Origin of the sequence: Streptosporangium sp. NPDC002544, assembly GCF_040295965.1 — a bacterium.
Lineage (GTDB): Bacteria > Actinomycetota > Actinomycetes > Streptosporangiales > Streptosporangiaceae > Streptosporangium.
On record NZ_JBEOWJ010000005.1, the window covers coordinates 333,687 to 353,368 of the forward strand.

A 19,682-nucleotide genomic window follows, 5' to 3' on the forward strand; every position below is an offset into this window, starting at 1 on the left:
GTGGCTGTCCCCAAGCGCAAGATGTCGCGGAGCAACACTCGCTCCCGCAGGTCGCAGTGGAAGGCCGCCGCGGTTTCGCTCGTGAGCTGCCCCCAGTGCCGCTCGCCGAAGCGTCCGCACGTGGCGTGCCCGACCTGCGGCACCTACAACCGCCGTCAGGTGATCGAGCCCTCCGCCTGATCGCAGTCTGACAGACGGATGCCGGCCGGGCTCCCGGCCCGGTCGGCGTCACCGTCCGCCCACCCTGCGATGGCGGTCCGCCCGCGGTTGTGGTGGACGCCGGGGTTCGCGGTAGAACGCGTGCCCTCCCGGCGCCCACCACATCTTCGGGCATCTCTCGTTTCTTTGCCATCGCGCATTCGATGAGAGAGCGTGCGAGGAGAAGCCGTGGGTACGAGTGTCAAACCGGTCGCCGTCGAGTTCGTCAGGGACGAGCTTGAGCGCCTTCTGTCGGTGCGTCTGGACGTCGCCATCCTGGAGCGTGCGCTGACGCACCGCTCCTACGCGTACGAGAACGGCGGCCTGCCGACCAACGAGCGCCTGGAGTTCCTGGGCGACTCGGTGCTGGGCCTGGTCGTCACCGACACCCTCTACCGCAACCACCCCGACCTGCCCGAGGGGCAGCTGGCCAAGCTCAGGGCCGCGGTGGTGAACATGCGCGCCCTCGCCGACGTGGCCCGCTCGCTGGGCCTGGGCCGCTTCCTGCGGCTCGGCCGAGGTGAGGAGGGCACCGGGGGGCGCGACAAGTCCTCGATCCTCGCGGACACCCTTGAGGCGCTCATCGGCGCGATCTACGTGAACAGGGGTCTGGACGAGGCGTTCCGCGTCGTCCACCTGCTCTTCGACCCCCTCATCACCCGCTCCGCCTCGCTCGGCGCCGGGCTCGACTGGAAGACCTCCCTGCAGGAGCTCACCGCGTCCGAGTCGCTCGGCGTGCCCGAATACCATGTCGAGGAGAGCGGCCCCGACCACGCCAAGTCCTTCACCGCGGTCGTTCGCGTCGGCGGAGAGGGGTACGGCTCGGGATCCGGCCGCTCGAAGAAGGAAGCCGAGCAGCAGGCCGCAGAGGCGGCCTGGAACAGGATCCGCCAGGACCGCGACAGACGCGAAGCCGGCTGACCCGTCGACCAAGGAGGGGTGCATGCCCGAACTGCCCGAGGTCGAGGTGGTACGCCGTGGCCTGGAGCGGTGGGTTTCCGGCAGGGTCGTCGCCCACGCCGAGGTGCTCCACCCGAGGGCGATCAGACGGCACCTTCCCGGAGCGGAGGAGTTCTCCACCCGGTTGAAGGGCCGCACCGTCGGTGCGGCGGAGCGCAGGGGTAAGTACCTCTGGCTGCCGCTGGACGGCCCCGACGCCATTCTGGCGCACCTCGGGATGAGCGGCCAGCTGCTGGTCGTGGAGCCGGACACGGCGCCGGAGAAGCACCTGCGCGTCCGGATCGGCTTCACCGACGGTGGCCCGGAGCTGCGCTTCGTCGACCAGCGGACCTTCGGCCATGTGCTGGTGACCGCCATGATCCGGGCCGGCGGCCGGACGGTGCCCGAACCGATCGCGCACATCGCGGCCGACCCGTTCGAGGGGCATTTCGACGACGAGGCCTTCGCCCGCCGGCTGCGTGCCCGGCAGACCGAGGTCAAGCGCGCGCTGCTGGACCAGTCGCTGATCAGCGGTGTCGGCAACATCTACGCCGACGAGGCGCTCTGGCGGGCCAGGCTGCACGGCGCCCGGCCCACCGGAGCGCTGACCAAGCCGAAGATCGCCGAGTTGCTGGGTGCCGCCAGGGAGGTGATGTCCGCCGCACTGGCCGAGGGCGGCACATCTTTCGACAGTCTTTATGTGAATGTCAATGGCGAGAGCGGGTACTTCGACCGTTCCCTCGCGGTCTACGGCAGGCGCGACGAGCCCTGCCCGCGGTGCGGTGCCCCGATCGTTCGCGAGTCGTTCATGAACCGTTCCTCCTACAGCTGCCCTCGCTGCCAGCCCAGGCCGAGGAGGGCCGCGGCATGACGGACGTGCGACTGACCGCCTGGGTCAGAGGTCATGTGCAGGGGGTGGGTTTTCGCTGGTGGACGCGGTCCAGGGCGCTGGAGCTCGGCCTGGTCGGCTGGGCGCGCAACACGGCCGACGGCCGGGTCGAGGTGGTCGCGCAGGGGCCCGAGAAGTCGTGCGCGATGCTGCTTGAGCTGCTCAGGGGCGGTGAGACGCCCGGCAGGGTGGACGGGGTCGTCGAACGTTGGAGCGAGGCCAAAGGCGGTCTTGAGGGTTTTGTCGAGCGCTGACCACTTTCCTAAACCGCCCAAAATACGGTATAGTTGACTGTCGAGAGTGCCTACTGGTGCATCCATTCGGAGCGTTCAGCTTGACCGCCTCCCTCACCGGTGCGACTCTTGACAAAGAACCACGCGCACCCCTCCCGCGGCAAAGAAGTGCGCGAACCAGTCTGGTCACTCAGCGTGGAGGACCCTTTACTATGGCGAAGGCTCTACTAGGCCACGTCGGCGGTCCCGACCCTCGTATGGTCTCGGAAATGCGTCGTCTCCAGCAGCGCATCCGTGATCTCGAGGGAGAGCTCACCCGGCTCCAGGCCCAGAACGACGAACTCGCGGCAAGTGCCCGCGACGAGGAGTTCAACCGTCTGCAGGATCGCGAGCCGGCTCTCACCTAACGGGGTCGGGGCGGAAACACACTGTCCGGGGACGCCTCACCGGGGCGTCCCTTGTCATATATGTTACTTACGTCATATATGTCCTATTTGTCATATATGACGTGCGAGGAAGGCCAGCTGCTCGGGTAACACCCTGCGGCGATAGGCCGTGTCCTGGCATCCTTCGCTGATCCCTCCCTCGGCGGTGGCACCCAGTGCCTTCAGGGCCTTCAGCATGGTCTGGGTCTGCCGTGCCCACGCGTCGCGCTCCCCACACCCCAGCCAGACCGGGATGTTCACGAGTTCGCGCAGCGGCGCCTGCGCCGCGCTCACCGCCGGCGACGCCGCGACGACCGCCCCCACCTGTGCGGGGCCCAGCTCCGCGGCCAGCCTCAGCGCCCCCGCGCCGCCCGCCGACCAGCCCATCAGCCCGATCTTCGTGGTGTCCATCCCGTTCATGCTCAGGTAGGGCAGCAGGGTGCCCGGGATGTCGGCGGAGGGCCAGTCGTCGATGGAGGCCAGCGCGAAGCGCCCGCCCCCGGCGGCCAGGTAGCGGTCGATCGCGTAGACGTCGAACGGCGTGCGCGCGTCACCCGCGGCCCCGTGAAGCATGATCACCACAGGCAGCCCGTCCGTCGCCCCCGGGGGCATCCCGACGATGACCCGGCGCCGGTCGACCTGGCTGCGCTGGAGCGTTCCAGGAGACGTCACCGGGGGCACGGGGACCGCGCCGCAGACGATCTGGGCGTACGCCCCCCTGATACCGTCCGGGCCGGCCGCCAGCGCGGCGCCGCCGAGGCCCAGCGCGGCCAGCCCGCCGCCCACCAGGAAGGCGCGCCGCCCGAGATGACCCCTGCCGCTCGATGGGCGTGACGGAGTTCCGTCAGCACCGCGTTCCGCGTTCATGCAGGGCACCATAGGCGGTGTGCGGGCGGGTGCGGGTGAAGAACGGTAGTCTTCCCGCGTTGGCGAAGCCGTGGGGTGACAGGGAAGACGCGTTCATCGGCGCCCGGGGCACGGCGCGTGATACGAGGGCCGGCGCGGCCACACCGTGAATGGGGGGCTCTCTTTGTATCTCAAGACCCTTACCCTGCGCGGTTTCAAGTCCTTCGCCTCGGCCACCACGCTCCGCTTCGAGCCGGGCATCACCGCGGTCGTCGGCCCCAACGGATCCGGCAAGTCCAACGTGGTCGACGCCCTGGCCTGGGTCATGGGGGAGCACAGCGCCAAGTCGTTGCGCGGCGGCAAGATGGAGGACGTCATCTTCGCCGGCACCTCCTCGCGGGCACCGCTGGGCCGCGCCGAGGTCACGCTGACCATCGACAACACCGACGGCATGCTCCCGATCGACTACACCGAGGTGACGATCAGCCGCCTGATGTTCAGGGCCGGCCAGAGCGAGTACGCCATCAACGGCGACACCTGCCGCCTGCTCGACATCCAGGAGCTGCTGTCCGACTCCGGCATCGGCCGCGAGATGCACGTCATCGTCGGCCAGGGCCAGCTCGACCAGGTGCTGCACGCGGGACCCGAGGAGCGCCGGGCGTTCATCGAGGAGGCCGCGGGCGTCCTGAAGCACCGCAAGCGCAAGGAGAAGGCGCTGCGGAAGCTCGACGCGATGCAGGCCAACATGACCCGGGTACAGGATCTCACCACCGAGTTGCGCCGCCAGCTCAAACCGCTGGGCCGCCAGGCCGAGATCGCCCGCAAGGCCGCCGTCATCCAGGCGGACCTCCGCGACGCCAGGCTCCGGCTGCTCGCCGACGACGTGCTCACCCTGCGGACCACCCTGGAACGGGAGATGGCCGACGAGGCGGCGGTCCTCGCCCGCCGCACCGCTGTGGAGACCGAGCTGGAGCAGGGCCAGGCCGCCGAGGCCGAGCTGGAGGCCGCCGAGGCCGAGGCCCAGCCGCGGCTGACCGCCGCGCAGGAGACGTTCTTCCGGCTCTCCTCCCTCCGCGAGCGCCTCAGGGGCCTGGCGGGACTCGCCGCCGAGCGGCACCGGCACGCCACCGACACCGCGGTGGAGCGGCGGGGGCGCGACCCGGAGGACTTCGAACGTGAGGCCGAGGAGGTCCGCGAGCAGGAGCGGGTCCTGGTCGAGCTGCTCGAGGGGGAGCGGGAGTCGCTCGCGGAAACCGTGGCCAGGCGCACCGAGACCGAGGCCGCACTCGCCGCGGAGGAGCGGCGGCTGGCCGCGGAGGCCAGGGCCGCCGCCGACCGGCGCGAGGGCCTGGCCAGGCTCAAGGGGCAGGTCGGGGCGGCGCGCAGCCGGGCGGGGGCCGCCGAGGAGGAGATCGGCCGGTTGCGGCGCTCGCTGGAGGAGGCCGAACAGCGCGCCGAGGAGGCCCGCGCCGAGCACGACAGCCAGGAGCTGGCCGAACCGGCCGCCGATCCGGCCCTCGCCGAGGAGCTGGAGATCGCCCTGGAGACGGTCGAGCAGGCCGGGGAGTCCGTCGAGTCGGCCAGGGCCGGGGTCGAGGAGGCCAAGGCGGCCGTCGCGGGCCCGAACGCCGCGCTCGGCGCCGCCCGGGCCGCCCTCGCCGCGGCACGCAAGGCCGACCAGCAGGCGCAGCGCCAGGTGGCCGCGCTGGAGGCCAGGTTCGAGGCGCTGGAGATGGGCCTGGCCGGTGGTGCCGACGGTGGCGCCGCGTTGCTCGCCGCCGACCTGGCCGGGGTGCTCGGGCCGGTGGCGACCATGCTGTCGGTGCGGCCCGGTGCCGAGGTGGCCGTCGCCGCCGTGCTCGGGGCCGCCGCCGAGGCCGTCGCCGTCGAGTCGCTGCAGAGCGCGGCCGACGCCATCGAGTTCCTCCGGGGCCGCGACGGCGGCCAGGCCGGCCTCGTCATCGCCGCCGGTGAAGCGGCGGTCCCGCCGGGCCAGGTGCCGCAGGCGGGTGCGGAGTGGGCGATCGACCTGGTCACGGTCTCCACCGAGCTGCGGGCCGCCGCCACCCACCTGCTGGCGGGTGTGCTGGTCGTGGACGATCTCGCGACCGCGAGAAAGACGGTCGAGCAGTATCCCGGGCTGCGGGCCGTCACCCGCTCCGGCGACCTCCTGGGTGCCCACGCCGCCGTCGGCGGCGGTTCGGCGGGCGCCACCTCCGCCATTCAGATGCGGGCCGCGCTCGATGAGGCGACCGCCGACCTGGCCGAGGCCAGGGTCGCCGCCGAGCTTGCGGCGACGGAGCTGGAGGAGACCGCGGAGGCCGAGGGAGAGGCACAGCTCGCGGTCGAGGCCGCCCAGGCGCGGGTCGCCGAGGCACAGACGGGAGTGCAGAACAGGCAGGCCGGGGTCAATGCGGCGCAGGCCGCCCTGGACCGGGTCAGGGCGAGGCAGCGCGACGCGGACCAGAAGATCGCCGCGGTGGCCAGGCGGCTCGCCCAGCTGGACGCCGCCGCCAGGGCGGCCCGCGACGAGTGCGAGCGCCTGGCCGCGGGCGTACGGGCCGCCGAGGAGGCGCGGGACCGCGACGCGGCCGGTCTCGCCGAGCTGGAGGAGCGGCTCGCCGCGGCCGTGGAGGCCGAGGAGCGACAGAGCGAGCCCAGCACCGACCTGCGTGACGAGCTCGCCGAGATCTGCGCGACGGCCAGGCAGGACGAGATGGAGGCCCGCCTCACGGTACGGACGGCGGAGGAGCGGGTCAGGGGCATCGACGGCAGGGCGGAGGAGCTGACGCGCGCCGCGGAGCGTGAGCGCGAGGAGAGGTCCAGGGCGGCCGAGCGCAGGGAACGGCGGCGCGAGCAGGCTCGGACGGCCCAGGCGGTCGTCAGGGGCACGGAGCTGGCGCTGCGCACGCTGGAGACCTCCCTGGCCGCCGCCGCGGGAGAGCGCGACGAGGCCGAGCGGGCCCGCGGGCAGATCGACGCCTCGCTCAAGGCGGTCAGGATCCGGGTCCGTGAGCTCACCGGTGAGCTGGACAAGCTGGTCAACCGGGCACACGGCAGCGAGGTGGCCCGCACCGAGCAGCGGCTCCGCCTGGAGCAGCTCCAGGAGCGGGCGGTGGAGGAGTACGGCGTCGAGGCGGACACCCTCATCGCCGAGTACGGCCCCGGCGAGCCGGTTCCGACGGCGGACGGCGAGCCCGTCCCCTACGACCGCGAGGAGCAGCTCAAACGGGCCAGGGTGGCCGACCGGCAGATGGCCCAGCTCGGCAAGGTCAACCCGCTCGCGCTCGAGGAGTTCGCGGCCCTTGAGGAACGGCACTCGTTTCTCACCTCGCAGCTGGAAGACCTCAAGAAGACCCGCCGCGACCTGCTGCTCGTGGTCAAGGAGGTCGACGAGCGGGTCGAGCAGGTCTTCGGCGCCGCCTTCGCGGACGTGGCCCGCGAGTTCGAGACGATCTTCACGCGAGTGTTCCCCGGCGGTGAGGGCAGGCTGCTGCTCACCGACCCGGAGGACATGCTGACCACCGGTGTCGAGGTCGAGGCCCGGCCGCCGGGCAAGAAGGTCAAGCGGCTGTCGCTGCTGTCCGGTGGCGAGCGGTCGCTGACCGCGGTGGCGTTCCTCGTGTCCATCTTCAAGGCGCGGCCCTCGCCGTTCTACGTGATGGACGAGGTCGAGGCCGCGCTGGACGACACCAACACCCAGCGCCTGCTCACCCTCTTCGAGGAGCTCAGGCAGACCTCGCAGATCATCATCATCACCCACCAGAAGCGCACCATGGAGATCGCCGACGCGCTGTACGGCGTGTCGATGCGTGGGGACGGCGTCACCCAGGTCATCAGCCAGCGCCTGAGGGAGAACGAGTCCGCCTGAATCCTCCGGGTCTCCGGAGGGTCCGTGCGGTGGCCCGGGGCCGCCCTCGGGATGAAGCGGTGGCAGGTCGTGAGCCTGCCCGGGTTTCCGGGATGGTCCCGGAGGGCCGGGGCGGTGCGGGGCCGGGAGGTCGTGAGCCCGTTCCGGTGCTCGGAGGCGGTCAGGGGCCGCGGGGCCGTCCGGGTTTTCGCGGCCGGTCCGGGGCGGCCCGCGCGACGAGGTGGTGACCGACGGTGAGGAACCGCGAACCCGTCCGGACCCCTTGAGGTCGGAGCATCCCGGGGCGTCTGGAAAACTGTGGTCTTGTGGAAGCCTATCTCGGCATAATCGCGATCATCGTCGTCGTCGCCCTGCTGGCGGCCGGTGGCATGCTCCTGCTGTTCAGGAGGGGGGGCACCAGCGCGCCGCCGCGGGTCGAGGCGCCCGAGGCGCCGCCGGCCCCCGAGGAGACGCGGGCCCCCGGCAGGGGCGCGGTCATGGACGACGAGGCGACGACCACCGTGCCGCCGCCGGCCAGGCCGGTCGAGCCCGAGGCCGCCGTCATCCCGGAGATCGAGATCCCGCCGCCGTCCGCCGGCCGGATGGTGCGGCTCCGCGCCCGGCTGGCCCGGTCGCAGAGCACCCTGGGCAAGGGGCTCCTGGAACTGCTCTCCCGTGACCGTCTCGACGACGACGCCTGGGACGAGATCGAGGAGACCCTGATCACCGCGGACGTCGGCGTGGCGCCGACCCGGGCGATGGTCGACGAGCTGCGTACCCGGGTGAAGGTGCTGGGCAGCCGGACACCCGAGGAGGCGCGCGCCCTGCTCAGGGAGCAGCTGCTCGCCCAGATCGGTACCGACATGGACCGTACGCTGCACGTCAAGCCGCACGGTGAGCGTCCCGCGGTGGTCCTCGTGGTCGGGGTCAACGGCACCGGCAAGACCACCACCACCGGCAAGCTGGCGCGCGTCCTCATCGGTGACGGCGGCAAGGTCGTGCTGGGCGCCGCCGACACCTTCCGTGCCGCCGCCGCCGACCAGCTGCAGACCTGGGGAGACCGGGTCGGAGCCTCGGTGGTACGCGGTCCGGAGGGCGGCGACCCCGCCTCGGTGGCCTTCGACGCCGTCGCCGAGGGCATCGGCGAGAAGGCCGACGTGGTGATCGTCGACACCGCCGGGCGGCTGCACACCAAGACCGGCCTGATGGACGAGCTCGGCAAGGTCAAGCGGGTCATCGAGAAGAAGGCCACCGTCGACGAGGTGCTGCTCGTCCTCGACGCCACCACGGGCCAGAACGGCATGCGCCAGGCCCAGGTGTTCGCCGAGGTGGTCAACATCACCGGCATCGCCCTGACCAAGCTCGACGGCACCGCCAAGGGCGGCATCATCATCTCCGTCCAGCGCGAGCTGGGCGTCCCGGTCAAGCTGGTCGGCCTCGGCGAGGGGCCCGACGACCTCGCCCCGTTCGACCCCGAGGTCTTCGTGGACGCGCTCCTCGGGGGGTGAGTCCCGCCGGGCCGGGCCGGTCGGTCTCATGGGGAGGCCGGCCGGCGTGGCCCGGTTCGATCCCGAGGTCTTCGTGGACGCGCTCCCCAGCGGGTGAGGCCGGCCCGAGCCCCGCCGCGTCCGTCCTCAGCGCGGGGCGTGGGACCGGGTGCCGATGGGGACGACCAGCGGGGTGCCGGCCACCGGGTCCTCGATGACCTTGGCGTCCAGCTCGAAGACCTCCGCCAGCAGGGCCTCGGTGAGCACCTCGGACGGGGGGCCGGCGGCGACGACCCCGCCGTCCCGCATGGCCACCAGGCGGTCGGCGTAGCGGGCGGCGAGATTCAGGTCGTGCAGGACCATCACCACGGTGCGGCCCAGCTCGCCGTGGAGCCTGCGCACCAGCTCCAGCACCTCGATCTGGTGGGCGAGGTCGAGGAAGGTCGTCGGCTCGTCGAGCAGCAGCAGGTCGGTGCCCTGGGCGAGGGCCATGGAGATCCAGGCCCGCTGCCGCTGCCCGCCTGACAGCTCGTCCAGCGGGCGGTCGCCCAGGTCGAGCAGGCCGGTCATGGCCAGGGCCGCGCCGACCGCGGACTCGTCGTCGGACGACCACTGCCGGTACCAGGTCTGGTGCGGGTGCCGTCCCCTGGAGACCAGGTCGGCGACGGTCAGCCCCTCGGGTGCCGAGGGGGACTGGGGCAGCACGCCCAGGATCCTGGCGACCTCCTTGCTGGGCATCCTGTCGATGCGCTTGCCGTCCAGCAGTACCTCGCCGCCGGACGGCTTGAGCAGCCGCCCCATGGCGCGCAGCAGCGTGGACTTGCCACACCCGTTCGGCCCGATGACGGCGGTCACCGTCCCGGTCTCGATCCCGAGGTCGAGGCCGTCGACGACGACGCGGTCCCCGTACCCCAGCTTGAGGTCAACGGCCTGGAGTCTCACGTACGGGCCTTCCTGCGCACACGGATGAGGAGATAGATCAGGTAGGGGGCGCCGATGACTCCGGTGACCACGCCCACCGGCAGCTCGACGGGGCTGAACGCGGTCCTGGCGACCAGGTCCGCGCCGACGGTGAGGACCGCGCCGGCCAGGGCCGAGACGACCAGCGGGGGCTGTGCCACCCCGGCCAGGCGCAGCGCGATCTGCGGTGCGGCCAGGGCGACGAACGCGATCGGCCCGGCGGAGGCGGTCGCCGCCGCCGCGAGGAGTACGGCCGCGAGGATCATCAGTCCCCTGGTGAGGTTCATCCGCACCCCCAGGCCGGTCACGGTGTCGTCGCCGAAGCGCAGCGCGCCGAGTGAGGCGGTGCCGAGCAACGCCGGTGGGACGAGCACGGCCAGCGCGATCATGACCGGCACCACGTGCTCCCAGCCCCGGCCGTTCAGCGAGCCGCTGATCCAGACCATGGCCCGGCTGCTGTCGTTGACGTCGCCGACGGTCAGCAGCCAGAACTTGAGGTTGGTGCAGATCGCCGAGACGCCGATGCCGACCAGGACCAGCCGGTAGCCGTCCATGCCTTTGCGCCAGGCCAGCAGGTAGACGGTCAGCGCGCCGATCAGGCCGCCGAGCAGGGCCGCCGCGGGGACGCCCGCCTCGGCGAGGACGCCGCTCACGCCGCCCCAGGTGTTTCCCGCCGCCACGATGACCGCGACCACGGTCACGCTGGCGCCGGTGGTGACGCCCAGGATGTCCGGGCTGGCCAGCGGGTTGCGGGCGATGGCCTGGACGATCGCCCCGGACAGGGCGAGCGCCGCGCCGACTCCGGCGCCGGTCAGCGCGCGGGGAAGCCGGAGTTGCATGACGACGAAATGGTCGGGCCCGTCGCCGGTGATGGCGCGGAAGACCTCGGAGAGGCTCATCGGGATGTCGCCGAGGCGCATGCTGAGCGCCATGAGCAGCACCGTTGTGCCCAGCAGCGCCAGTGCGGCGGCGACGGAGCGCGGCCGGAGCAGCCAGGAGGCGGGACCGATGCGCAGCGCTCGCCTGCTCGCGAGGTCCGGGGGCGTGGTGGAGGTCACAGCCGCACCGGCCTTCTGCGCCGTACCAGGGCTATGAAGAACGGCGCGCCCGCGAGGGCGAGGACCACCCCCACCTCCAGCTCACCGGGATGGGCCACCACGCGGCCGATGACGTCGGCGAGGAGCAGGGCCGAGGCGCCCGCCAGGCCGGAGTACGGCAGCAGCCAGCGGTGGTCGGGGCCGGAGAGCGGCCGGGTGAGGTGCGGGACGATCAGGCCGACGAAGGCCAGCGCGCCGCAGACCGCCACGGAGGCGCCGCTGAGCAGGGTGATGGCGATGATGCCGACGGCGCGGGTCAGGGCGATGTTCTGGCCGAGCGCGCGGGCGACGTCCTCGCCCAGGGAGAGCGCGTTGAGGCCGGGCGCGTTGACCAGGGCCGCGATCAGGCCGACGGCGATGAAGGGGAGCACCTGCCAGGCCACGTCCGCGCCCCTGGCCGCTATCGACCCCAGTTGCCAGAAGCGGAAGGTGTCCATGGCCTGCTCGTCCAGCAGCACCAGCGCCGAGGTGAGCCCGTAGAGGAAGGCGCTGACGGCGGTGCCCGCGAGGGCCAGGGTCACCGGCGTGGGGCCGCCCCGGCCGCCGGCCATGCCGAGGGCGAACACCCCGGCGCTGGCGATGAGGGCACCGGCGAGGCCGAACCAGATGTAGCCGTACGGGCTGCCCACCCCCAGGACCACGATGCTGAGGACCATGGCGAAGGCCGCACCCTGGGTGACGCCGAGCAGTCCCGGGTCGGCCAGCGGGTTGCGGGTGTGGCCCTGCATGAGGGCGCCCGCGACGCCGAGGGCGATCCCGGCCATGACGCCGATGGCGGTTCTGGGGATGCGCAGCGACCGGACGATGATGTCGTTCTCGGTGCCGGTGGGGCCGGTGAGCGCGTGCCAGACGTCGGCCGGCGGGATCGGTTTGGCACCGAACGCGAGGCTCAGCGCGACCGTCGTCGCCAGGAGCGCGAGCAGTCCGCTCAGCACGAGGAGGCGGCGGTTGTGGATTCTCCGGACGGTGCCGGGCGGGGCGGCCCGTGGGACGGACGTCGTATTGATCACCTGACCTCCCCTTTTTTGCGTGATCGATGCCGAGTATGCCAGTTTAGGTATGGCTAAGCTAAATAAGGCTTGCCTAAGCTTTGTGAGGAGATCCAGGAACATGAGAGCACTGCGCGCCCTGGCCGTCGGAGTGGTGGGAGTCGCGCTGTCCGCGGGTCTCGCCGCCTGCGGATCGAGCACCCCGGAGACCTCCGCGGAGACCTCCGGCACGTCCGCGGCCCCCGCGGCGAGCGACACGGCGGCCTTCCCCAGGACCGTGAAGCACGTCATGGGAGAGGCGACGATCCCCGCCCAGCCCAAGCGGGTCGTGGCCCTCGACCAGAGCTTCGTCGACGCGGTGCTGACCCTGGAGACCGAGGTCGTCGGTTTCACCAGTTACCGGGGGATCGAAGGGAAGCTCCCCGACTACCTGACCCCGGTTCTCGGCCACGCCAAGGAGGCCACCTCGGTCGGGACCCTGGAGCAGCCCAGCCTGGAGCGGATCCTCGCGCTCAAGCCCGACCTGATCGTCTCGGCCAAGGTCCGCCACGAGGCGCTGTACGACAAGCTGTCGCAGATCGCGCCGACGGTGTTCAGCGAGACCACCGGGGCCATCTGGAAGGAGAACCTCAGGCTCGTGGGCCAGGCCCTGGGCAAGGAGGACCTCGCCGAGCAGAAGATCAAGGAGTACCAGGACCGCGCCGGCCGGATCGGTGAGTCCATCAAGGCCAAGGAGGGCAAGCTGCCCACCGTCTCCGTCGCCCGCTTCGCGGGTGAGCCGACGGTCCGGCTGTACGTGGAGAACTCCTACTCGGGCCTGGTGCTCAAGGACGTCGGCTTCCCGCGTCCCGAGGAGCAGCCGACCGTGACCGACACGATCATGGTTCCGATCAGCCAGGAGAACATCTCCCAGCTCGACGCCGACCACATCTTCGTCGCGGCCTACGAGGACCCGGCGGTCGGGCCGGTCAAGGAGAAGTTCGAGGCCAACCCGCTCTGGGGCAAGCTCAAGGGCGCCAAGCACGACGTCAGCGACACCATCTGGATGAGCGCCGTCGGCATCCAGGGCGCGCACGCCATCCTCGACGACCTCGCCAAGATCTTCGAGGTCGACCCGGCCAGGGCCGGCTGACCGGCGGGGAGGGGCGGGACGCCTGTCCCGCCTTCCGACGCCGGGACCGGCACGGGGCCGACGAGCCGTGCCGGTCGCCGCCCGTCGCGGCCGGTCCGCGACGGGAACGCGCCCCCGGGCGGCGCCCTCTCAAACACTGATCAATTTCAGGTATCCGCGCATCACATACTCGGAGGCGACCACGGTACGAGCCGTGTCCGCCGGGGAGAGCGGGCGGTGAACCGTCAGGAGCGCCGGGCCGTCTTCCAAGTGGTGATTAAGTCCCCAACGCGTGGGAAGCGGGGAGACGTGGAGATGGGTCTCGGAACTTCTGCGGGCGCAGGCCCCGGCCCGGTGGCGGGTCCAGGGGGCATGGTGGTTGACATTTTTCCTAACCCGAAAGTTGTTGCTACCTGGGGTTATGTGATGATAGACACACCTTCGACTGAATCCGGAGAACGATGTTACGATATTGATACTTGTTCGGCTGTAGGGCGTGTCGTACCCGCCGTTGGCGCAGTCAGCGAGCAGTCTCCCGATCACGCAGGGCTTTTAACGGCCCCCTTACGGGGTGCCTGCGAGCATCGGCTACGCCGTCAGAAAGGGTGTAGCACAGTCTTGCCGGGCGGTAGCGGGGGGAAAAGCACGAGGGGGATCCAATGATCACGATGACGGAAGAGCAGCGCCAGGACTGGTTCGAGCGTGACGTCGTGCCGGTCACCAGCCAGCTCTACGCGTCCGCGATGCGCCTGACCCGCAACACCGCCGATGCGGAGGACCTGGTCCAGGAGACCGTCACCAAGGCGTTCACCTCGTACCACCAGTTCCGCGAGGGCACCAACCTCAAGGCGTGGCTGCACCGCATCCTGACCAACAACTTCATCAACGACTATCGCAAGAAGCAGCGCTCGCCCAAGCTCTCGGCCGCCGAGGAGATCGAGGACTGGCAGCTCGCCGCCGCCGAGTCCCACACGTCCAGCGGTCTCAAGTCCGCCGAGACCGAGGCGCTGGAGCAGCTGCCGGACAGCGCGGTCATGAACGCCCTGCGTGCCCTGCCCGAGGACTTCCGGGTCGCCGTCTACCTGGCCGACGTCGAGGGCTTCGCCTACAAGGAGATCGCCGAGCGGATGGGCACCCCCATCGGCACGGTCATGTCCCGCCTCCACCGGGGTCGCCGCCAGCTCCGCGCCATGCTTGAGGACTACGCCCGCGAGGAGGGCGGCCTCCGCTCAGCCATCGAGCAGGCCCAGGTGGCCTGAGTCGTTTTCGCGGTGGCGATGGGGCGGACGGGCCTGTCGGGCTCAGCCATCGAGCAGGCCCAGGTGGCCTGAGTCGTTTTTCGCGGTGGCGATGGGGCGGACGGGCCTGTCGGGCTCGGCCGTCGAGCGGGTCCAGGCGGCCTGAGTCGCTCATCCATCGAGCGGGCCCAGGCGGCCTGAGTCGTTGACAGGGCGGACGGGTCAGCCGGATGCGATCAGCGCGACCGCGGCGAGCGTGAAACCGATGCCCACGGTCTGCACGGTGTTGAGCCGTTCCCCCAGCACCTGACGGGCCAGCAGCAGCGTGCTCGCCGGGTAGAGCGAGACCAGGACGCCGACGAGGCTCAGCAGCCCGCGCTGCTGGGCGAGCATGAAGAGCACGTTGGCGACCATGTCGAGCGTTCCGGCCGCGATGATGACGCGCAGCGTGCCCGGCCCGGGACGCAGGGTGCGGCCAGTGGTCAGGGTCAGCAGGACGATGAGAGTGACCGAGGCCAGGCGCGCCCCGACCAGAGGCCACACGCCGCCCTCCGCCGGGGCCTGGGCGAGCAGGATGAAGAAGCCGCCGAAACCCGCGCCCGCGGCGAGTGAGGCCAGGATCGGGCCGTACCCGCTGCCGCTTTTCCCGCCGGAGGAGTCGCGGCTCACCAGCAGCACCGCCAGCAACGCGAGGACCACGCCCACCAGCGCGATCGGCTCGGGGCGTTCCCCGACGGCCAGCCCGAACAGCACGGGCAGCACCGCCGAGACGGTCGCGGTGATCGGCGCCACCACCGACATCACGCCGGTGGCCAGTGCCCGGTAGAACAGCACCACCGCCGCCGCGCCGCAGATCCCGGAGGCCGCGCCCCAGGCCAGCGTCACGGGCGCGGGGGTCCCCGGCAGGATCGGCAGCAGCGCGACGGCCACGGCCAGCCCCGCGGTCTGGGAGAGAACCACCACGGCGAGCACCCGCGACCGGCGGGTGGCCATGCCGCCCAGGAAGTCCGCGGTGCCGTAAACCATCGCGCAGGCCGTCGCCAGCACCACAGCGGTCACATGTCACCTCAGTTCAATGGAATGTACTCCTAGTACAATATATGGAGTGCAATGGAGTGCAAAACAAGTTAACTAGACTGAACTTATGGACCCAGAGACGATCACCGCCGCGGTCGCCAACAACGTGCGGGCCCAGCGGGCGCACCGGCAGATGACCCTCGACGAGCTCGCCGCGCGCTCCGGGGTGAGCCGGGGCATGCTGGTCCAGGTCGAGCAGGGCAGGACCAATCCGAGCATCACCACGCTCACCCGCATCGCCGACGCGCTCGGGGTGACCGTCGCGCGGATGGTGGAGGTCTCCGACACGCCCGTGGTCCGGATCGTCCATAGCGCGGACGTGGTCACCTTCCCGCACGGTGACTCCAGCACCGCGCGCCTGCTGGTCGGCACCGACGCGCCCGCCATCCTGGAGCTGTGGGACTGGCGGCTGGCCCCCGGCGACCACCACGACGGCGACGCCCACCCGCCGGGCACGCGCGAGATGCTGACCGTACTGGAAGGGCGGCTCACCCTCTCGGTGTACGGCAGGAGTCACATCGCCGAGGAGGGGGACGCGGTCGTGTTCAGCGCCGACCGCCCGCACCGGTACGCCAACGAGGGGGAGGTCCCGCTGCGGTTCGTGATGGTCGTGACCGAGCCCCGCGAGACGCCGGATCGCTGACCGATATGAGATGTTCGCTGGAAGGAGCCCTTTTAAGGCGCTAACTGGTCTCATCGGATGAGACGTCGCCCCCGGGTGCGCATCTCATTCGATGTGGCGTCGAAGTGGCGCGTCGGTACGGGCCAATCGGCAGTCTATGTCCCATCCTGGGGGAAGACCCGGCCATGACCTTGCGGGGGACACGGCCGGGGGCCGCTCGCCGTCCCCGCGCTGCTTTCGGGGGGAAGCATGCGGGTACGGATGGTGTCGATGGCCTTGCTGCTCGCGGCGGCTGGGTGCGCTTCTCCGAGCACCACGACAGGCGCGCCCTCGCCTACCGCGACCATCGCGCCCACCGGGCGGGCCACACCGATCGGGCCGAACGAGCCGACCGCCCCCATCGTGCCCATCGTGCCCGCCGGGCCGACCGGACCCCCGGGGCGTACCGCGCCCGCCGGTGTCCCCGCCGGTGCCCCCGCCGCCGGCGCGCCCTCAGCGACCGCCTCGGGGACGGCGGGCGCGAGGAGGGCCGAGGCCCGGCCGGACTGGCCGGTGGGAAACTTCCCCGTTCCGCGCCCGGCACGCAGGATCAACTGCGAGCGGGTCAGATGCGTGGCGCTGACCTTCGACGACGGTCCGGGGGCCTACACCAATGCCCTGCTCGACATGCTCGCCAGGCACCGGGGCAGGGCGACCTTCTTCGTCGTCGGGCAGATGGTGCCCGGGGACGGCGAGCGGATCCTTCGCAGGATGGTGGCCGATGGGCACGAACTGGGCAACCACAGCTGGAGCCACCCGGAGCTGCCCGGGCTGTCGGAGGCCGGTATCAGAGAGCAGCTGAACCGTACCCAGTGGATCGTCAAGCGCGCGACGGGGGTGACGATGGACCTCATGCGCCCGCCGTACGGGGCGACCGATGCCCGGGTCGCCGCGGAGAGCCGCCACCTGGGGCTCGCCCAGATCCTGTGGGATGTCGACACGCTCGACTGGCGTGACAGGGACTCCTCGATCGTCGCCCGCCGCGCGGCCGAGGCGAAACCGGGCTCCATCGTGCTGATGCACGACATCCATGCCTCCACCGTCCAGGCCGTTCCGCGGCTGCTGCACCATTTCGCCGCCAAGGGATACCGGCTGGTCACGCTCTCCGAGCTGTACGGCAGGCGCCTGGTGTCGGGCAGGAAGTACCCCGTCGACAGCGGCTTCTGAGATCCTCCGAGCCTGTCCTCGCGGCGGAGCGTGAACCTCCCGTGCCCGTTTCCCGACTGTTCCGGTTGAGGAGGCAGGGTGACTGACGAACTGCTGGTGGTCCGGTGCCGGCTCGGCGAGCGCGAGGCGTTCGCCGAGCTGGTGAGGGCCTGGCACGATCCGGTTTGGAACTACGTGCGGCGCATGCTGGGGCCCGCGCAAGCCGACGACGTGGCCCAGGAGGTCTGGGTGGCCGTGGTGCGCGGGCTGCCGCGGCTGAGGGAGCCGGGCCGGTTCGCGCCCTGGCTGTTCACGATCGCCAGGCGTGCGGTGGCCGACCGGCTCCGTGAGGAGTACGCCAGACCCGAGGTCCTGGCGGAGGAGGAACGCGCGACCGGCGACCCGGCCGACGCCCTTGTGGACCGCGCCGGCCTGCTGGCGGGCCTGTCGGAGCTGCCGGTCAGGGAGCGGGAGATCCTCGTGCTGTTCTACCTGCACGATCTCTCCCTGGAGGACTGCGCGCAGATCTGCGCCGTCCCCGCCGGCACCGTCAAGTCACGCCTGTCCCGCGCGCGGCGCATGCTGCGCGACCGGCTCACGGAGAAGGGATATCGAGAATGAACCCCGACGACATGATCGGCAGGCTGGCCGGGCCGCTGTCGCTGCGCCGCCGGATCGGCAACGTCGTGGCACTGCTCGGCGGGCTGGGCGGGGCGCTGTTCACCGGTCTGCTGTGGGCCACGGAACCCGCCCTGCCGGGTCGTACCCACCTGGCCTTCGGCGCGATGGTCGCGCTCGGCCTGGCCTGGGCCGGCTACGGAGCCTGGGCGCTGACCCGCAGGACGCCGCTGTTCGCCCTCGACCGGGTGGTCGCCGCCTGGCTGGCGGTGGCCGCGACCGCCCTGCTGACGGCGGGCACGGCCGCGATCGCGATCACCAGGGGGACCTGGGCGGGTGCGGCGGGGGTCGCCGTCGCCGCGACGCTGGCCATGCTCGCGGTGGCGTTCCTGCTCAGGGCCCGCGCCGACCGCGCCGCCCTGCTGCGACGCAAGCACGAGCTCGGCGGCTGAGGCCCGCCGCGGCCAGGGCCGCGGCGAGGCAGGCCATCGGGATCGACGGCAGCACGTAGCGGTGGTCGAAGTCCAGCGCGGCGATCGGGGCGACGAGCAGGAAGACGGCCGCCGCCCACGGCAGCAGGGCCGGGCGCCGCCGCCCGACGGCTCCGAGGCCGCCCAGCAGCAGGAGCGCGCCGAGCAGCGGGCCGTGCAGGACCCCGGGGTAGGAGTAGGCGCCGAGGAGGTTCCCGTAGGGCTCGACCGACGACATCCCCCGGATGTCGCCGTCGTACTCCCGGCGTACCTGGTCGATCAGCGGGAAGGCGGGCAGCGGCCAGGAACCGACGGGGAACGTCAGGGCGGGGGAGACCCGCAGGGGGTGGCGCACCGGGGTCGCCGCGAAGGTGAGCGAGGTGTCGCGGGCGACCTCGCGGAGGTAGTCGAGCGGCTGCGCGGCGATGGCACGCAGTGCGAAGGACCTGGCCAGGTCGTTGTGGGCGAACCGCCCTCCGGGCAACCTGTTGAGTGAGGCGTCGGCAGCCCAGACGTACTCGGACGCGGCGTCGACCACCGTGCCGTTCGGGCAGAGCACCGCCTCCCGGGCCGGTGGTCTGATCACCGAGCAGTCGGCGAACGTCATCGTGCGCGCCCACAGCGCCACACCGTCGGAGCCGCTGAGCGCGAACCGCCCGTGATGCTGCTGATACCAGCCCGCGTAGGCGGCGAGCGGCAGCGTCCCGGCGACGACCAGCGCGACCACCCGCTTCCAGCCGGCCCGCCGCAGGAGCAGGTGGAGCAGGACCAGGCCGAGCAGCGGCACCGCGACCGTGCGGGTGAGCCCGGCCAGCGCCAGCAGCAGGCCCGTGGCCGCGGCCGCCCGCGCCGAAGGGCGCTCCCGCCACATGAGCACCGTCAGGGCGGCCGTGACGAGGAAGATGACCTGGGTGTCGGAGAGCACCGCGTGTTCGAGCCGTAGGAACGCGGGGTTGAACAGGATCGGCAGGGTGGCCAGGGCCGCACCCCAGCCGGGGAGTGCGTGGCGGCGCAGCACCAGATAGATCATCAGGGCCGTGCCCAGGCCCATCAGGTGCTGGAGGCCCGCGATGAGCTGGACGCTGTGGAAGGGCAGCAGCAGCCGGAGCAGGAAGGGGTACCCGGCCGGATGGAACGCGCCGGAGGGCTCCAGATGGACCGCGGTGTTGAGGTAGGTGAAGGAGTCGTACCAGTAGAGCTGGGCGGTGTCGTAGCCGAGCATGACGAGGACGCGGAGCCCCGCCGCCAGCGCGATCGCGACGGCGAACGGCAGGTGACCACCGAGGAGCCGGTCGCGCGGCCCGTTCCGGCCGGGCGCGGTGGGCATGGTCGTGACGCCGCCGGGTGAGGCGAGCATGGATGGTTCCCCCGTTCCGGGGCCGGGGGAGTCCCGGCGCGGTGGGAGCAGTCCAGCGAGTGATCGATAACCTTGACGTCACCGAATCCGG

General features: G+C 71.6%; 19 protein-coding genes. 13 read left to right on the forward strand and 6 right to left on the reverse strand.

Going from position 1 to position 19,682, the window contains the following annotated elements:
* From rpmF to ABT061_RS10205, 5 genes are all read left to right on the forward strand, one after another.
* Positions 1-180, forward strand: coding sequence for a 50S ribosomal protein L32 (gene rpmF, locus ABT061_RS10185; RefSeq protein ID WP_012894381.1), 180 nt, complete (start codon positions 1-3; stop codon positions 178-180).
* A gap of 267 nt (positions 181-447) precedes the next feature.
* The gene (rnc, locus tag ABT061_RS10190) at positions 448-1,119 is read left to right on the forward strand and encodes a ribonuclease III (protein WP_350914927.1); all 672 of its coding nucleotides are present in this window, start codon (positions 448-450) and stop codon (positions 1,117-1,119) included.
* A 22-nt stretch (positions 1,120-1,141) separates the two neighbouring features.
* On the forward strand, positions 1,142-2,008 hold the full coding sequence (mutM, locus tag ABT061_RS10195) for a bifunctional DNA-formamidopyrimidine glycosylase/DNA-(apurinic or apyrimidinic site) lyase (RefSeq protein ID WP_350914820.1): 867 nt from the start codon (positions 1,142-1,144) through the stop codon (positions 2,006-2,008).
* On the forward strand, positions 2,005-2,280 hold the full coding sequence (locus ABT061_RS10200) for an acylphosphatase (protein ID WP_350914822.1): 276 nt from the start codon (positions 2,005-2,007) through the stop codon (positions 2,278-2,280). The genes mutM and ABT061_RS10200 overlap by 4 nt, the downstream gene beginning before the upstream one ends.
* A gap of 191 nt (positions 2,281-2,471) precedes the next feature.
* Positions 2,472-2,666 carry a hypothetical protein gene (locus tag ABT061_RS10205; protein ID WP_084195478.1) on the forward strand — a complete coding sequence of 65 codons (195 nt, stop codon included), beginning with the start codon at positions 2,472-2,474 and terminating at the stop codon, positions 2,664-2,666.
* A gap of 90 nt (positions 2,667-2,756) precedes the next feature.
* Here the strand turns inward: ABT061_RS10205 and ABT061_RS10210 are convergent, their stop codons facing one another.
* Entirely contained in the window at positions 2,757-3,551 is a 795-nt protein-coding gene (locus ABT061_RS10210) for an alpha/beta hydrolase-fold protein (RefSeq protein ID WP_350914824.1), read from the reverse strand.
* A gap of 163 nt (positions 3,552-3,714) precedes the next feature.
* Here ABT061_RS10210 and smc point away from each other — a divergent pair, with 163 nt between their 5' ends.
* Both smc and ftsY read left to right on the forward strand, forming a co-directional pair.
* On the forward strand, positions 3,715-7,401 hold the full coding sequence (gene smc / locus ABT061_RS10215) for a chromosome segregation protein SMC (RefSeq protein WP_350914827.1): 3,687 nt from the start codon (positions 3,715-3,717) through the stop codon (positions 7,399-7,401).
* 305 nt (positions 7,402-7,706) lie between these two features.
* The gene (ftsY, locus tag ABT061_RS10220) at positions 7,707-8,888 is read left to right on the forward strand and encodes a signal recognition particle-docking protein FtsY (RefSeq protein WP_350914829.1); all 1,182 of its coding nucleotides are present in this window, start codon (positions 7,707-7,709) and stop codon (positions 8,886-8,888) included.
* A gap of 126 nt (positions 8,889-9,014) precedes the next feature.
* On the opposite strand, the gene ABT061_RS10225 is transcribed toward ftsY, so the two are convergent.
* The 3 genes from ABT061_RS10225 to ABT061_RS10235 are packed head-to-tail and all read right to left on the reverse strand — an operon-like array spanning position 9,015 to position 11,934.
* Complete coding sequence (locus ABT061_RS10225) at positions 9,015-9,809, reverse strand: ABC transporter ATP-binding protein (RefSeq protein ID WP_350914832.1); 795 nt, start codon at positions 9,807-9,809, stop codon at positions 9,015-9,017.
* Positions 9,806-10,885 carry a FecCD family ABC transporter permease gene (locus ABT061_RS10230; protein ID WP_350914834.1) on the reverse strand — a complete coding sequence of 360 codons (1,080 nt, stop codon included), beginning with the start codon at positions 10,883-10,885 and terminating at the stop codon, positions 9,806-9,808. Before ABT061_RS10230 ends, ABT061_RS10225 begins: the two co-directional genes overlap by 4 nt.
* Positions 10,882-11,934, reverse strand: coding sequence for a FecCD family ABC transporter permease (locus ABT061_RS10235; protein ID WP_350914835.1), 1,053 nt, complete (start codon positions 11,932-11,934; stop codon positions 10,882-10,884). The genes ABT061_RS10230 and ABT061_RS10235 overlap by 4 nt, the downstream gene beginning before the upstream one ends.
* 100 nt (positions 11,935-12,034) lie before the next feature.
* Between ABT061_RS10235 and ABT061_RS10240 the strand changes: the two genes are divergently transcribed.
* A complete protein-coding gene (locus ABT061_RS10240; protein ID WP_350914837.1) occupies positions 12,035-13,045 on the forward strand; it encodes an ABC transporter substrate-binding protein in 1,011 nt (336 codons plus the stop codon).
* A 638-nt stretch (positions 13,046-13,683) separates the two neighbouring features.
* Entirely contained in the window at positions 13,684-14,283 is a 600-nt protein-coding gene (locus ABT061_RS10245) for a sigma-70 family RNA polymerase sigma factor (RefSeq protein WP_350914839.1), read from the forward strand.
* Positions 14,284-14,484: 201 nt separating this feature from the next.
* On the opposite strand, the gene ABT061_RS10250 is transcribed toward ABT061_RS10245, so the two are convergent.
* The gene (locus tag ABT061_RS10250) at positions 14,485-15,321 is read right to left on the reverse strand and encodes an EamA family transporter (protein ID WP_350914842.1); all 837 of its coding nucleotides are present in this window, start codon (positions 15,319-15,321) and stop codon (positions 14,485-14,487) included.
* A gap of 85 nt (positions 15,322-15,406) precedes the next feature.
* On the opposite strand from ABT061_RS10250, the gene ABT061_RS10255 reads away from it, so the two are divergent.
* The 4 genes from ABT061_RS10255 to ABT061_RS10270 all read left to right on the forward strand — a co-directional run bounded on the left by ABT061_RS10255 (position 15,407) and on the right by ABT061_RS10270 (position 18,216).
* Positions 15,407-15,982, forward strand: coding sequence for a helix-turn-helix domain-containing protein (locus ABT061_RS10255; RefSeq protein WP_350914844.1), 576 nt, complete (start codon positions 15,407-15,409; stop codon positions 15,980-15,982).
* A gap of 249 nt (positions 15,983-16,231) precedes the next feature.
* Positions 16,232-17,167, forward strand: a complete 936-nt coding sequence (locus ABT061_RS10260) for a polysaccharide deacetylase family protein (RefSeq protein ID WP_350914847.1) — start codon at positions 16,232-16,234, stop codon at positions 17,165-17,167.
* A 78-nt stretch (positions 17,168-17,245) separates the two neighbouring features.
* Positions 17,246-17,767 carry an RNA polymerase sigma factor gene (locus ABT061_RS10265; protein ID WP_350914848.1) on the forward strand — a complete coding sequence of 174 codons (522 nt, stop codon included), beginning with the start codon at positions 17,246-17,248 and terminating at the stop codon, positions 17,765-17,767.
* Positions 17,764-18,216 carry a hypothetical protein gene (locus tag ABT061_RS10270; RefSeq protein WP_350914849.1) on the forward strand — a complete coding sequence of 151 codons (453 nt, stop codon included), beginning with the start codon at positions 17,764-17,766 and terminating at the stop codon, positions 18,214-18,216. Before ABT061_RS10265 ends, ABT061_RS10270 begins: the two co-directional genes overlap by 4 nt.
* On the opposite strand, the gene ABT061_RS10275 is transcribed toward ABT061_RS10270, so the two are convergent.
* On the reverse strand, positions 18,158-19,591 hold the full coding sequence (locus tag ABT061_RS10275; protein ID WP_350914850.1) for a hypothetical protein: 1,434 nt from the start codon (positions 19,589-19,591) through the stop codon (positions 18,158-18,160). The genes ABT061_RS10270 and ABT061_RS10275 overlap by 59 nt on opposite strands.
* Between the last annotated feature and the right edge of the window lie 91 nt (positions 19,592-19,682).